A 14,875-nucleotide genomic window follows, 5' to 3' on the forward strand; every position below is an offset into this window, starting at 1 on the left:
ATCGGGATGGGTGCGGTGCGCATCAGCATGCGCTCAGGGAAACACCCGATCTGTGACCGGCTGGATCCAGGCCTCGATGTCGCGGTCATCCACTTCGGCGAGGCTCGGCGGTGACCAGCGCGGGTTGCGATCCTTGTCGATGATCGCCGCCCGCACGCCCTCGTAGAAGTCATGGCCCTGCGCCACGGCAACCGCGGCGGCGAATTCGCGCTCCAGGCATTCTTCCAGCCCGCTCGCCTCGCGGGCGAGACGGACCAGGCGGAAGGTGAGCTTGAGGCTGGTCGGTGATTTCGAAGCAATGATGTCGCGCGCCTTCATCGCGAAGGACGAGCCATCCGCGTCAAGGGCCTGCAGGATGGTTTCGACGGAGGAGCCGGCAAAGCATTGGTCGATCAGGGCGCGATGCTCGGCAAGGCGAGCGGGTTCGGGGCGTATGGCGTGCTTGCCGAGCAAGGCGCGGATGGCCTCATTGCCGGTTCCCGGCGTCAGCTGCGCCAACGCCTCGATCAGGGCGGGGATGCTGCCCAGCGGGATCTGGAGGTCGGCCAGGCCGGCATAGATCGCATCTGCCGCGCCGATGGTCTCGCCGGTGAGGGCGAGATAGGTGCCGATCTCGCCCGGCGCATGGGCGAGCAGCCAGGTGCCGCCGACATCCGGCACGAAGCCGATGCCGACTTCCGGCATGGCGATGCGGCTGCGCTCGGTGACGATGCGGTGGGCGCCATGCGCCGACAGGCCGATGCCGCCGCCCATGGTGATGCCGTCCATCACGGCCAGATAGGGCTTGGAAAAGCGGGCGATGCGGGCATTGACGCGATATTCGTCGCGCCAGAATTTCGCTCCCGTGCCGTTGGGCGTGCGCTCGCCCTCATAGAGGGCGCGGATGTCGCCGCCGGCGCACAGGCCGCGCTCGCCTTCCCCCGTCAGCAGCACGGCGGCGATGGCTGCATCCTTCTCGAAGGCGTCCAGGGCCGGCGCGATCAGATGCACCATGTCGCGGGTGAGGCTGTTCATCGCCTTGGGGCGATTGAGCCGGATGCGACCGAGCGAGCCCTTACGTTCGACGATGATTTCAGGAAGCGTTTCCACTGCTGTCATCAGCGGCTCCCCAGCAGGGCACGGGCAATGATCACACGCATGATTTCGTTGGTTCCCTCCAGAATCTGATGCACCCTGAGATCCCTGACGATCTTCTCGACGCCGTATTCGCTCAAGTAGCCATAGCCACCGTGAAGCTGCAGTGCCTGATTGGCAACCTCGAAACCGGCATCGGTGACGAAGCGCTTGGCCATGGCGCAAAAGCGCGTCGCCTCGGGGCTCTTGGCATCGAGGGCGCTCGCGGCCCGCCAGAGGAAGGTGCGCGCCACCTCCAGTTCCGTCGCCATGTCGGCAAGGCGAAACTGCAGGGCCTGGAAATCCGAGATCTTGCGTCCGAAGGCTTTTCGCTCACCCATATAGGCGATTGCCTTGTCGAGGGCGGCCTGGGCGCCGCCGAGCGAGCAGGCGGCGATGTTGAGGCGGCCGCCATCGAGCGCCGCCATGGCGATGCGAAAGCCCTGGCCTTCTTCGGCGATGCGGTTGGCCGCCGGGACCCGGACATTCTCGAATATCACCGCGCGGGTCGGCTGGGCATGCCAGCCCATCTTCTTCTCGCTCGCACCGAAGGAAAGGCCGGGCGTATCCTTGGGCACGATGAAGGTAGAGATGCCCTTGGGGCCTTCCCCTCCGGTGCGGGCCATCACGATGTAGAGATCGCTGGCACCGGCACCGGAAATGAACTGTTTCTGGCCATTGAGGATGTAGTGATCGCCGTCGCGCACGGCCCGGGTGGCGAGGGATCCGGCATCGGAACCGACGCCGGGCTCGGTGAGGCAGTAGCTGGCGATCGTCTCCATTTTCGTCATGGCCGGCAACCATTGGCTGCGCTGTTCGGGTGAGCCATAGGCGTCGACGATCCAGGCGCACATATTGTGGATCGACAGGAAGGAGGCGATGGCCGGACACCCCGACGACAAGGCTTCGAAGATCAGCGCCGCGTCGAGCCGGGTGAGGCCGGAGCCACCCACGTCCTCACGCACATAGATCGCGGCCATGCCGAGGTCTGCCGCCGCCTTGAGCGTGTCGAGGGGGAAATGCCTGTTCTGGTCCCATTCGAGGGCATGCGGGGCGATCGCCTCCGCCGCAAAGCCGGCGGCCATTTCCCGGATGGCTGTTTGTTCGTCGCTGAGTTCGAAGTCCATGGTGGTCGCCTATCTTTACCCTCCCCTCGATGGGGAGGGTCGACGCGCAGCGTCGGGGTGGGGTGATGGTCTTGACCGGTGTGGTTCCCACCCCACCCCGGCCTTTCAGGCCGACCCCTCGCACGTCCGCAGGACGTGCGGACATCGAGGGGAGGGTAGAGATTGCCTCACCGCATCGTCGGGATCGAGAAGTCGGCGCCGCTCTTGATGCCGCTCGGCCAGCGCGAGGTCACCGTCTTGGTCTTGGTATAGAAGCGGATCGAATCCGGCCCATGCTGGTTGAGGTCGCCGAAGCCCGAGCGCTTCCAGCCGCCGAAGGTGTGATAGGCGATCGGCACCGGGATCGGCACGTTGATGCCGACCATGCCGACATTGACCCTGGCGGCAAAGTCGCGGGCGGCATCGCCGTCGCGCGTGAAAATGGCGACGCCATTGCCGTAGGAATGCTTTGTCGGCAAAGCAAGTGCTTCCTCGTAGGTGTCTGCCCGCACGACGGAGAGCACCGGCCCGAAGATCTCCTCCTTGTAAATCGTCATCTCGGGCTTGACCTCGTCGAACAGGCAGCCGCCCATGAAGAAGCCGTTCTCATAGCCTTGCAGGCGGAAATTGCGGCCGTCGACGGCCAGCTTGGCGCCTTCGTTGACACCGATCTCGACATAGCGCTTGACGCGCTCCACCGCCTCGCGGGTGACCAGCGGCCCGTAATCGGCGGAGCCATCGTTGGAGGGGCCGATCTTCAGCGATTCCACCCGCGGGATCAGCCTTTCCATCAGCGCATCGCCCGTGGCCTTGGTGACGGGAACGGCGACGGAGATCGCCATGCAACGCTCGCCCGCCGAACCGTAGCCGGCGCCGATCAGGGCATCGACGACCTGGTCCATGTCGGCATCGGGCATGACGATGGCGTGGTTCTTGGCGCCGCCGAAACACTGAGCCCGCTTGCCGGTCTGGGCGGCGCGGACATAGATGTATTCGGCGATCGGGGTGGAGCCGACGAAGCCCACGGCCCGGATGTCCTCGTCGTCGAGAATCGCGTCGACCGCTTCCTTGTCGCCATTGACGACATTGAAGACGCCTGCCGGCAGGCCGGCCTCGACGAAGAGCTCGGCGATGCGGATCGGCACGGAAGGATCGCGTTCGGATGGCTTGAGGATGAAGGCGTTGCCACAGGCGAGCGCCGGCGCGCATTTCCACAGGGGGATCATCGCCGGGAAATTGAAGGGCGTGATGCCGGCGACGACGCCGAGCGGCTGGCGCAGGGAATAGACGTCGATGCCGGTGCCGGCGCTCTCGGTATATTCGCCCTTGAGCAGATGCGGCACGCCGACGGCGAATTCCACCACTTCGAGGCCGCGCTGGATGTCGCCCTTGGCATCCGGCACCGTCTTGCCGTGCTCGCTCGCCAGGAGCTCGGCCAGACTGTCATGCTCGTCACGCATCAATTCGAGGAAGCGCATCAGCACGCGGGCGCGGCGCTGCGGGTTCCACCCTGCCCAGACAAGCTGCGCCTCGCGGGCGTTCTCGACAGCCGCCCGAATTTCCGCCGTGCTGGCGAGCGCCACCTTGGCCTGCACATCCCCGGTGGTGGGATTGAACACGTCAGCAAAACGGCCGCTGGTGCCCTCGACACGCTTGCCGGCGATGAAATGTCCGATCTGTCGCATGGCTGTATCCTTTGTCGTGGTTTGAATATTTCCCGGGTGCGCGGACGTCTCGTCCGCTCTTGGAAACGTCGCGCTTACAGAAGGGAAGAGCGGACGGGACGTCCGCGCACCCGAAACGCCGTCGCCGCAACCCTATGCCCGCTTCCTCTCCGATGCCATCTCCGGGAAGTCGGTCTCGGCGAACTCGATACCCCGGAACGCACTTTGCGTATCGCCTTCCACTTCCAGCCGGCGCAGCTGCACCCGCCGGATCTTGCCGGAGATGGTCTTGGGCAGCTCGGTGACGAACTCGATGCGGCGGACGCGTTTGAAAGGGGCGAGACGCTCATTGGTATAGCGAAAGATCGACAGGGCCGTCTCCCGTGACGGTTTGGCTGCGCCGACCAGCAGCACATAGGCCTTGGGGATCGACAGGCGGATGGCATCGGCCACCGGCACAATGGCGGCCTCGGCCACCGACTCGTGTTCGATCAATACGCTTTCGAGCTCGAAGGGGCTGATGCGGTAATCGGAGGATTTGAAGACGTCGTCGGCGCGGCCGACGAAGGTGAGGTATCCTTCTTCGTCGACAAAGGCGACGTCACCGGTGCGGTACACCTCCTCTTCCAAGCCCCGCAGCTTGCCGTCGGTCCCCTGATAGCCTTGCATCAGACCGGCCGGTCTATTGCCGCCGAGCGGCAGGCAGACCTCGCCTTCCGTGGCAGGCTTGCCATCGGCATCGAGCACGCGGATGTCGTAGCCGGGGAGGGGACGGCCCATGGCGCCGACCTTGATCGGCTGTCCCGGCGAATTGGCGATCTGGGCCGTGGTTTCGGTCTGGCCATAGCCGTCGCGGATGGTCAGCCCCCAGGCGTCCCGCACCCGCTCGATCACTTCCGGATTGAGCGGCTCGCCGGCGCCACACACTTCGCGCAGCGAAACCTTGTAGGCGGCGAGATCCTCCTGGATCAGCAGCCGCCAGACGGTCGGTGGCGAGCAGAGCGTGGTGACCTCGCAGCGTTCGAGTTCGCGCAGCAGCACCTTGGCGCTGAACTGCGGCTGGTTGATCACCAGCACCGTGGCGCCGGCGTTCCAGGGCGCGAAGAACGAGCTCCAGGCGTGTTTGGCCCAGCCGGGCGACGACACGTTGAGGTGGATGTCGCCGGGCTGCAGGCCGAGCCAGTACATGGTCGAGAGCGCGCCGATCGGATAGCTGCGCTGGGAATGGCGCACCAGCTTGGGCTTGGCGGTGGTGCCGGAGGTGAAATAGAGCAGCAGCGGATCGTGCGAATGGGTCGGGCTATCCGGCGTGAAGATGGCAGGCTGGTCGAAAGCCTCGGCATAGGCGATCCAGCCGGCCTCACCCCCTGGGCCGACGACGATGCGTTTCACCTCCGGGGGCGCCACGCTCTCGCATTTGGCGAGCTGGTCGCGTTCGGCGACGATGGCGCGGGCCTTGCCGCGGTCGAAACGATCGGCGAGCTCGTCCGGGGTGAGCAGCGTCGTGGCCGGAATGAGGATCAGGCCGAGCTTGATCGCCGCCAGCGTCGTCTCCCAGATCGCGGGCACGTTGCCGAGCAGCACCAGGACGTGATCGCCGCGTTTCAGGCCCTGGGCGCGCAGGAAGTTCGCCACCTGGTTGGAGCGCCGGCTGAGCTCGGCGAAGCTGAGACGGGTCTCGGTTCCGGTGGCTGTGTCGACGATCCAAAGGGCCGTGCGGTCCCGGCTGTCGGGAGCGGTGGCGAGCTCGGCGTCGAACCAGTCCAGCGCCCAGTTGAAGCCGGCCCCGTCGGGCCAGCGGAAGCCGGCGCGGGCCGTCTCGTAGTCGGTGCGATGCTTGAGCAGAAAGTCACGAGCTTGCCGAAAATCGGGCATGAAGGTTTCCTCGCTTGCCGAGCACAATGAAAGTGCCGTTATTTTCGTTGATCGTTCAGCCGTCCTTCCTCGTTCAGACCAGCCGCTCCACCGCCATGGCCGTCGCCTCGCCGCCGCCGATGCACAGGCTGGCGACGCCGCGCTTCAGCCCATGGCTTTCGAGGGCAGCCAGCAGCGTCACCAGCACGCGCGCACCGGAAGCGCCGATCGGATGGCCGAGGGCGCAGGCACCGCCATGCACGTTGACCTTGTCCGAAGGCAGGCCGAGATCCCGCATGGCCGCCATGGTCACCACGGCGAAAGCCTCGTTGATTTCGAAAAGGTCGACTTCCTCGGCCGTCCATCCCGTGCGCTCGAACAATTTACGTATGGCGCCGATCGGGGCGGTGGCGAAGCGGTTCGGCTCCTGGGCGTGGCTGGCATGGCCGACGATGGCAGCAAGCGGCGTCAGACCGCGCTTTTCCGCCTGCGAGCGGCGCATCAGCACCAGGGCGGCGGCGCCATCGGAGATGGAGCTGGAATTGGCCGCCGTCACCGTGCCGCCCTCGCGGAAGGCCGGCTTCAGCGTCGGGATCTTGTCGGGACGAGCCTTGCCCGGCTGCTCGTCGACGCCGACGACCTGCTCGGTCTTGCCCGTGCCGACGGTCACGGGCACGATCTCGCTGTCGAAACGTCCGTCGCGAATGGCGGCCTGGGCCCGGCTCAACGATTGCAGTGCAAATTCATCCTGCGCCTGGCGGGTGAATTGATAGGCTTCGGCACAATCCTCGGCGAAGGTGCCCATCAGGCGGCCCTTCTCATAGGCATCCTCGAGCCCGTCCAGGAACATATGGTCCTTCACGCTGCCATGCCCCATGCGGTAGCCACTGCGCGCGCGGTCAAGCAGATAGGGCGCGTTGGTCATGCTCTCCATGCCGCCGGCCACCACCACGCCGGCGGTGCCGGCGGCGATCAGGTCATGGCCTAGCATGGCGGCCTGCATGCCCGAACCGCACATCTTGTTGACGGTGGTGGCGGGCGTCGAAATCGGCAGGCCCGCACCGAGGGCGGCCTGGCGGGCCGGTGCCTGGCCCTGGCCGGCGGCGAGCACGCAGCCGAACACGATTTCCTCGACCGTTTCGGCAGGCAGCCCGGCCCGGGACACCGCAGCCGAGATGGCGGCCGCGCCGAGGCGAGCCGCTGGCAGGCTGGAAAAGGCTCCCTGAAAACCGCCGAGCGGCGTACGCGCGGAACCGACGATCACGACCGGGTCATTCATCTCCAGGTCCCTTTCTGTAAAAGAAGATTTTACGCCGATTTCGGCGTTGTGTGTGGCCGATCAGCGCGGCGCCATGCGCAAGGCGCCGTCGAGCCGGATGATCTCGCCGTTGAGCATGCGGTTTTCGACGATATGGCAAACCAGGGCGGCAAACTCCTCGGGATGGCCGAGGCGGGGAGGGAAGGGAACGGTCGCACCCAGCGACGTCCTGACTTCCTCCGGCATGGCCTGCATCATCGGGGTCTCGAACACGCCGGGCGCCACCGCGACGACACGGATGCCGAAGCGGGCGAGTTCGCGCGCTGCAGGCAAAGTGAGGCTGGCGACGCCGCCCTTGGAGGCGGCATAGGCGGCCTGGCCAATCTGGCCGTCATAGGCTGCGATCGAGGCGGTATTGACGATGACGCCACGCTCGCCGTCCTCGCCCGGCGCGTTGGCAGCGATCGCCCGGGCGGCGAGACGCGTCATGTTGAAGGTGCCGACGAGATTGATCTGGATGGTACGGGCGAAGCGCTCGAGATCATGGGGACCATCACGCCCGACGATACGTTCACTGGGGGCGACGCCGGCGCAGTTGACGAGAGCGTCGAGCCTGCCGAAGGCTTCGAGGGCGGCGCCGACAGCGGCCTGTCCATCCTCGGCGCTGGCCACGTCGGTGCGCTGGAAACGTGCAGCGCTGCCGAGTGCCGCAGCGGCTTTCTCGCCGGCTTCGGCATTGAGATCGCAGAGCAGGACCCGCCCGCCGCGGCTCACCAACTCGGCTGCCGCCGCATGGCCGAGCCCGGACGCTCCACCAGTCACAAGGAAGACGCGATCTTGGATCTGCACGGCGCGGAACTCTCCCCATTCGGCACGTTGATTGCCGTTGTCGTTGGCAACGATACTACGCACGTCGGTGGTGGCTTTCGATGACCCTTCATGTTTAAAAGCGTGATCGGTTTTGCCATATCGGAGGTCATGAGCGTGGAGGGATTAGCTCGCCGGCACAATTCGTGGCTCAAGGGGCCATCATCCCCGGCCGAGCGCAGCGACTCGAGCTCTGGCCGCCGTATCCCTTTCCCGTTACCTGCGATGGTGCCCGGGATGATATTTCCCCGGCATTTTCGGCTGCGTTCGGGGCGAACTGCATGATCGGTGTCGGCTTCATCCAGGATACTCTGGATCCTCTGCGGCGAGGGGGCTTCGACCTCGGCCCGGCGCTGGATGCCGGGGGCTTCAGCGAGAGCGATCTCGATCTGCCGGAGTTTCGCCTTTCAGCCGAACAATATGGCCGCCTGTGGCTGCGCATCGCCCAGATCATGAGTTGCGAATATTTCGGCTTCGGCGCCCGGCCGATGGCGCCGGGCAGTTTCGCCATGCTCTGCCATGCGGTGATCTCCAGCCAGACGCTGGAACACGCGGTCCGGCGCAGCCTGCGCTTTCTCAATCTGGTGCTGGGGGAGCCCAAGGGTGAGCTGGTGATCGAGGACACCTCGGCCAGCGTGATCCTGCGAGAGAGTTCACCGCCCCGGCCGGCCTTTGCCTACCGCACCTATTTCCTGCTGCTGCATGGTATCGTCTGCTGGCTGGTCAAACGCCGGCTCGAGATCCGCGAACTGCATTTTCGAGGCCCCCTTCCGAAAGGCCGGGAAGACCATCGCGATTTCTTCGGCACCGCCATCCGCTTCGACCGGCCGCAGACCGTGCTGGTCTTTGACCGCGAACTGCTGTCGTTGAAGGTGCGCCAGACCGAGAAAACACTGCAGGGCTTCATCACCGGGGCGCCGGCCAACATATTGGGGCGCTATCGCTATGATCGCGGCGCCGCCGCTGCCACGCGGCGCCTGCTGCGAGACCTCCCGCCTTCCGAGTGGCCTTCCTTTACCGAGATGGCCGTGAAGCTGAACCTGTCCGAGCCAACATTGCGGCGTCATTTGGCCGGCGACGGCGAGAGTTTCTCCGAAATCAAGGAGGAGATCCGCCGCAAGCTGGCCCTGGACTGGCTGCTCCGGACGGACAAGCCGGTCGGTCAGGTCGCCGCCGATCTCGGCTATACCGAGCCCAGCGCCTTCCACCGCGCCTTCCACAAATGGGCCGGCATGAGCCCGGGCGCATTCCGCCGTTCTCGCGCGAAATGACCGCCGGGCCGCCGGTTCCGTCATAACTCCTTGGGGTTATTGTTCGATCGTCGGCATGGGCACAAGCTCCCCTGTGACAAAGAGAGAACGGCTGCCGGCAGGCCGGTGGACCGTCACCAGGGGAGAGCGGCAATGCAAGATGTGAAGTTGGATAGGGCCTTGGGCCTGTGGTCGGTGGTGTTATTCGGCCTGGCCTATATGACGCCGATGATCGTCTTCGGCACGTTCGGGCCGCTGGCGACGGCGAGCCAGGGCACCACGGCGATGTCCTATCTGCTGGCCTCCGGCGCCATCCTGCTCACTGCCCTCAGCTATGGCGTGATGTCTCGGGTCTATCCCGTGGCCGGCTCCGCCTACACCTATGCGCGCCGATCGTTGAGTTCCGGCGTCGGTTTCCTGGTCGGCTGGGCCGTGCTGCTCGATTATTTCTTCCTGCCCATGGTGATCTGGCTGATCGGCGCGGCCTATCTGTCCTCCGCCTTTCCCGCCGTGCCGACCTGGGTCTGGATCGTCGCCTTCATCCTCACCACGACCGTGATCAACATCCTCGGCATCGCCTTCGCGAGCCGGGTGAATTTCGTGCTGATGCTGGTGCAGCTCGCCGTCGTCGTCGCCTTCGTGCTGCTGGCGGCCCGCTATGTCGCCGCCGCGGACGGGGCCGGCGGCCTGGCGGCAGCGGCGCCTTTCTTCCAGGCCAATGTGCCCTTTTCCGCCTCGGTCGCGGGGGCTGCCATCGCCGCCTATTCCTTCCTCGGTTTCGATGCCGTTTCCACGCTGACGGAGGAGACCAGGGAGGCCGGGCGCACGATTCCCAAGGCCATCCTGATCGTCGCCATGGCCGGTGGCGCCATCTTCGTGGCAGCGGGCTATGTGATCCAGCTCGCCCATCCCGGCTTCGAGTTCGCCTCCGTCGATGCTGCCGGCAATGAGATCGCCCAGAAGATCGGCGGCGATTTCTTCGTCGTGATCTTCCTCGCGACGCTGGTGCTGGCGCAATTCAGCTCGGGCCTGGCCGCGCAGGCCAGTGTCGGTCGGCTGCTCTATGCCATGGGGCGCGACAACGTGCTGCCCGGCAGCCTGTTCGCCCGCCTGCATCCGAAATGGCAGACGCCCCTTGTCAACCTGCTTCTCGTCGGCCTGGTCGGGCTGGCCGCCATCTGGATGGATGTCACCACCTCCACCTCCTTCATCAATTTCGGAGCCTTCCTGGCCTTCACGGCGGTCAATCTCTCGGTGATCGCCCTCTATCTGCGCGGCCACGAAGGCGTCAGGCCGCTGGGTGCGCTGATGGGGGTGGTCCTGCCGGCCGTCGCGGCGGCCTGCGACCTCTATCTGCTCTTCAATCTCGATGCCCACGCCAAATGGCTCGGCCTGATCTGGCTGGCGCTGGGAGCGGCCTATCTGGCTTATCTGACCCGCCTGTTCAGCCAGGCGCCACCCGAGATGGATTTCGTGGAGGAGGCGGCCTGAGCAGGCGCTGGTCAGGCTGCGGTGGATTGCCCCGCCAGGAACAGGCGGAACAGCTGCCCCTGGCTCGATATCTTCAGCTTTGCGTAGATGTGGCGGCGATGCACCTTGATCGTTTCTGGGGACAGCGAGAGCACGGCGCCGATCGAGAGGCTCGAATGCCCCTTCAGGATCAGTGCCACGATTTCCCGCTCGCGAGGCGTCAGCAGGGGATGGGCGATGGCGGCCGATGGGAGCGCCTCGCCGGAGGGAGAGGGCGGCCGGGCCGTTCGCCAGTGCCTCTCCGCCAGCCGGCAGACGAGCTGGGCGACATCGCCGAACTGCTCGATCTGGCGGCGGCGGAATGGCGGGCTGGCGCCGAGGCGGCTGATCGAGAGCACGCCGACGTGCCCGTCGCCGAGATCGAGCACGAAGCCGATCTCATCGCGGATCGTGGTCGCGGCGTAATGCACCCTGTAATATTCGGACAGCCTGAAATGGTCGGGTGCCAAATCCTGCATGACGATCAGGGACGCGGCGCCGTTCCCCCGGACGGCATCATAGAACGGGTCGAGCACATAGGCGCCCGCCAGATATTGCTCGACGATGATGCCGCGATCCACGAGGTCGGACGGGTTGTGGAGATCATGCGCGCGCCCATCCGGCGTGTAGCGAAAGCCGTTCATCATCTCGAAAGGGGCGATCAGGCGCAGGACCCCCTGCAGTGCCGCGGGAAAGCCCGGCGAGCCTATGGCATCGACGGCCTGGGCGAGGAGGTGGTTCCAGCCCTGGAATGGTGGTGGCATGGCGCTCGCTCCGACCTTCTCGGACAGGCAGATGGTTCGGTTGCCAACCCTATGCGCCCGCACCGGGCCGGCAACAAGCCGGAATGGAGAAGACGATGAATATAGCCGGCATGCGATCATCCCCAACGCATCCGCTCGACCTGCCCGCCTGCGCGATTGCCGACGGCATTCTCCGCCAGCGGTTCCGGGCCGTAGACGTGGTCGCGGAAGCCCTGCGCCGGGCTGAGGCATGCCAGCCCGAATTGAATGCCTTCACAGTGCTGCGGCGCGATCGCGCGCTGGCCGCGGCCAGGCGGGCGGATGAAGCCGCCAGGGCCGGACAATGTCTGGGAGCCCTGCACGGCGTGCCTTTCGCCGCCAAGGACATGACGCCGACAGCCGGCGACCTCACCACATTGGGTTCCTGGACGAGCGGAGATCCGGTTCCCGCCGAAAGCGCCCTGTGCATCCGGCGGCTGGAGGGGGCCGGAGGCATTTTGATCGGCAAGACCACCACGCCGGAATTCGCATTTTCCAGCTTCACGCAGAGCCCGCGCTGGGGGGTGACACGCAACCCCTGGGACCCCGAACGTACGAGCGGCGGGTCCTCCGGCGGATCGGCCGTGGCCGTGGCCATGGGCGTGGTACCCATGGCGGAGGGCACCGATATGGGAGGCTCCGTACGTATCCCCGCCGCCTTCTGCGGCGTGGTGGGCTTCAAGCCGAGCCTTGGGCGCATCCCGATGACGATTCTGCCCAGCGTTTTCGACAATATCTCCCATTTCGGGCCGCTCGCCCGCAGCGTCGAAGACGCCATTGCCTTCATGGCGGCGACGGTCGGGTCGAGCGACGAGGATATCATGTCCCTGCCGCTCCCCTTCGACTTCGTGAGGGCGCGCAAGGCGGGCCTCATCGGCCGGCGTTTCGCTTTCTCGCTCGACCTCGGCTTCTATGCCGTCGAACCGGCGGTGGAGAGAGCCATTCGCGGCGCGGTGGAAGATCTTCGCGGGGCGGGCGCCGTGGTCGACGAGATCCCGATCGGCTGGAGCCGGGCTGTCGTCGATCAATGGTTCGACATCTGGTGCGTGTTCATGTCGGCCTATTTCGGAGACCGGCTCGCCGCAGGGCGTGAGCGCATGGACCCATCGGTGGTGGCGATGATGGAAAAGGGCCTCATCATGGATGCCACCTATTACAAGCGCATCGAATTGCTGCGCACCCGGATGTGGCGCGATATGGCCAAGCTGTTCGAGAGCTATGACGCCCTGCTGTGCCCGACTTGCGCCATCACGGCGCCCCCGGCAGGGCTGACCGACGACGACTTTGCCGAGAGCCTGCCGGACGGTCGCCTGAAGGGACTGGACATGACATGCCCCTTCAACCTCCTGCCGCAATGCCCGGCTCTCTCTCTCCCGATCCATCCGGCCGGGGCTCTGCCGGTCGGGCTGCAGATCGTCGGGCGGCGCTATGCGGACGAGGATGTTCTCGCCATCGCACTGGGCGCGGAAAAAATCATGGCGAGGCGGCGCTAGACCGTGAAAGCGGCGGCCCGGTGGAGCCGCCGCTTGGTAGGTCATAGCCGCATTGTTTTCCGCCGATAATCGAGTTCTTTTCGGCGCGACGGTTTAGCTGCCGAGCGCGACGCTCATGGTCGTTTCGTCGGCCGCCACCTCGAACTGTTTGAAGTTCTCGGTGAACATGCCCACCAGCCTGCGGGCCTGGTTCTCATAGGCGGCCTTGTCGGCCCAGGATTTGAAGGGATCGAGCACATGGCTCGGCACGCCCTCCACTGACGTCGGCACCTGGAAGCCGAAATGCCGGTCGGTGCGGAACTTGGCCCTGTCGAGGCTGCCGTCGAGGGCGGCATTGAGGAGGGTGCGGGTCCATTTGATCGGCATGCGGCGCCCGGTGCCGTAGGCACCGCCCGTCCAGCCGGTGTTGACGAGCCAGCAGGAGACCTGGTGCTTGTCGATCAATTCCTTCAGGAGCCGGGCATATTCGACCGGATGGCGCGGCATGAAGGGGGCGCCGAAGCAGGTCGAAAAGGTCGGCTGCGGCTCGGTCACGCCGCGTTCCGTGCCGGCGAGTTTGGCCGTGAAGCCCGAGAGGAAGTGGTAGATGGCCTGCTCAGGCGTGAGACGGGCGATGGGCGGCATCACGCCGAAGGCGTCCGCCGTCAGCATCACCACCGTTCCGGGATGGCCTGCCGCGCTGGTCGGCGAGGCATTCTCGATGAAATGCAGCGGATAGGCGGCGCGGGTGTTCTCGGTCTTGCGGCCGTCGGTGAAATCGAGCTTGCGCGTGATCGGATTGATCGAGACATTTTCGAGGACCGCCCCGAAGCGCTGGGAGGCGGCAAAGATCTGCGGCTCGGCCTGCTTGTCGAGATTGATGGTCTTGGCGTAGCAGCCGCCCTCGAAATTGAAGATGCCGTTCGGGCCCCAGCCATGCTCGTCGTCACCGATGAGCGAACGGTCGGGCGAGGCCGAAAGCGTGGTCTTGCCGGTGCCCGAGAGCCCGAAGAACAGGGCCGAAACGCTGCTGGGGCCGACATTGGCCGAGCAATGCATCGGCATCACGCCGCGTGCGGGCAGGATGTAGTTGAGATAGGAAAACACCGACTTCTTCATTTCGCCGGCATAGGCCGTGCCGCCGATCAGGACGACGCCGCGGGTGAAATCACAGGCGATCACCGTCTCCGAGCGCAGGCCGTATTTGGCCGGGTCGGCCTTGAAGCTGGGCATGTCGATGATGGTGAGGTCGGGATAGAAGCCGGCCAGTTCATCGGCGGAGGGACGGATCAGGAGGTTGCGGATGAACAGGCTGTGCCAGGCGACCTCGGTATAGACCTTGACCTTGATGCCGTTATCCTCGTCGGCGCCGGCATGCAGGTCCTGCACGAAGAGCTGCTTTTCCGTCGCGTGCCAGAGCATGTCGGCCAGCAGGGTATCGAAGGCGCCGCGTGAGATCGCGTTGTTGTTGGCCCACCAGATGCTGTCCTCGGTCTCGCGCTCGCGGACGATGTACTTGTCCTTCGGGGAACGGCCTGTGTGGCTGCCGGTGTCGACGACCAGGGCGCCGCCGGGGCTGAGCAGGCCTTCGCCGCGGCGAATCGCGACCTCGATCAGAGAGGGTTCATCGAGATTGGCGTGGAGCGCGCCGAGATTGTTGAACTGGATCGGCTCGATCTCGTCCTTGGCTCCGCCTTCCACAACATGAAGTTTCATATCACGCCTCCTCATATTTTGCCGGTCTCTGGGCTCATGGCCCGGCCCTGTTCTCGCGGGCAGCACCGCAACAATCGTTCATCGCCGCTTCGACAGGCGGCGGGGGCGGCTGCTTCCCATCCAAATGCGACCTTAGCACGGCAAACCCGTCGACGGTCATGCGAATGTTGCGGCGACATGCATCGGCGACAAAATCATGGCTGGCATCGGTATTGTTATGACAAATGACGGCAGAACGGCGCTCGCGGAAAGTTCCGCGAACGCCTCCAATCTGCCTAATACTT

Annotated in this window: 11 protein-coding genes; 3 read left to right on the top strand and 8 right to left on the bottom strand. The window is 65.4% G+C overall.

Features of this window, described 5'->3' with window-relative positions; translation table 11 throughout:
* Window positions 1-33 precede the first annotated feature (33 nt).
* From J8I29_RS03275 to J8I29_RS03300, 6 genes are all read right to left on the bottom strand, one after another.
* Entirely contained in the window at window positions 34-1,098 is a 1,065-nt protein-coding gene (locus J8I29_RS03275) for an enoyl-CoA hydratase/isomerase family protein (protein ID WP_209430619.1), read from the bottom strand.
* Window positions 1,098-2,240 carry an isobutyryl-CoA dehydrogenase gene (locus J8I29_RS03280; protein ID WP_209430620.1) on the bottom strand — a complete coding sequence of 381 codons (1,143 nt, stop codon included), beginning with the start codon at window positions 2,238-2,240 and terminating at the stop codon, window positions 1,098-1,100. The genes J8I29_RS03275 and J8I29_RS03280 overlap by 1 nt, the downstream gene beginning before the upstream one ends.
* A gap of 167 nt (window positions 2,241-2,407) precedes the next feature.
* Window positions 2,408-3,904: a CoA-acylating methylmalonate-semialdehyde dehydrogenase gene (locus J8I29_RS03285; RefSeq protein WP_209430621.1), complete on the bottom strand. Its 1,497-nt coding sequence runs from the start codon at window positions 3,902-3,904 to the stop codon at window positions 2,408-2,410.
* A gap of 132 nt (window positions 3,905-4,036) precedes the next feature.
* Window positions 4,037-5,758, bottom strand: coding sequence for an AMP-binding protein (locus J8I29_RS03290; protein WP_209430622.1), 1,722 nt, complete (start codon window positions 5,756-5,758; stop codon window positions 4,037-4,039).
* 73 nt (window positions 5,759-5,831) lie between these two features.
* On the bottom strand, window positions 5,832-7,022 hold the full coding sequence (locus J8I29_RS03295) for an acetyl-CoA C-acyltransferase (RefSeq protein ID WP_209430915.1): 1,191 nt from the start codon (window positions 7,020-7,022) through the stop codon (window positions 5,832-5,834).
* A gap of 54 nt (window positions 7,023-7,076) precedes the next feature.
* A complete protein-coding gene (locus J8I29_RS03300) occupies window positions 7,077-7,844 on the bottom strand; it encodes an SDR family NAD(P)-dependent oxidoreductase (protein ID WP_209430916.1) in 768 nt (255 codons plus the stop codon).
* Between the two features lie 299 nt (window positions 7,845-8,143).
* Here J8I29_RS03300 and J8I29_RS03305 point away from each other — a divergent pair, with 299 nt between their 5' ends.
* On the top strand, window positions 8,144-9,133 hold the full coding sequence (locus J8I29_RS03305) for an AraC family transcriptional regulator (RefSeq protein WP_209430623.1): 990 nt from the start codon (window positions 8,144-8,146) through the stop codon (window positions 9,131-9,133).
* A gap of 132 nt (window positions 9,134-9,265) precedes the next feature.
* The gene (locus J8I29_RS03310) at window positions 9,266-10,603 is read left to right on the top strand and encodes an APC family permease (RefSeq protein ID WP_209430624.1); all 1,338 of its coding nucleotides are present in this window, start codon (window positions 9,266-9,268) and stop codon (window positions 10,601-10,603) included.
* An 11-nt stretch (window positions 10,604-10,614) separates the two neighbouring features.
* Here J8I29_RS03310 and J8I29_RS03315 read toward each other — a convergent pair whose 3' ends face one another.
* Window positions 10,615-11,385, bottom strand: a complete 771-nt coding sequence (locus J8I29_RS03315) for a helix-turn-helix transcriptional regulator (RefSeq protein WP_209430625.1) — start codon at window positions 11,383-11,385, stop codon at window positions 10,615-10,617.
* Window positions 11,386-11,480: 95 nt separating this feature from the next.
* Here J8I29_RS03315 and J8I29_RS03320 point away from each other — a divergent pair, with 95 nt between their 5' ends.
* The gene (locus tag J8I29_RS03320) at window positions 11,481-12,896 is read left to right on the top strand and encodes an amidase (RefSeq protein WP_209430626.1); all 1,416 of its coding nucleotides are present in this window, start codon (window positions 11,481-11,483) and stop codon (window positions 12,894-12,896) included.
* 93 nt (window positions 12,897-12,989) lie between these two features.
* Here the strand turns inward: J8I29_RS03320 and J8I29_RS03325 are convergent, their stop codons facing one another.
* The gene (locus J8I29_RS03325) at window positions 12,990-14,606 is read right to left on the bottom strand and encodes a phosphoenolpyruvate carboxykinase (protein ID WP_209430627.1); all 1,617 of its coding nucleotides are present in this window, start codon (window positions 14,604-14,606) and stop codon (window positions 12,990-12,992) included.
* Window positions 14,607-14,875: the final 269 nt, after the last annotated feature.

The organism is Labrys sp. LIt4 (assembly GCF_017813775.1).
Taxonomy (GTDB): domain Bacteria; phylum Pseudomonadota; class Alphaproteobacteria; order Rhizobiales; family Labraceae; genus Labrys; species Labrys okinawensis_A.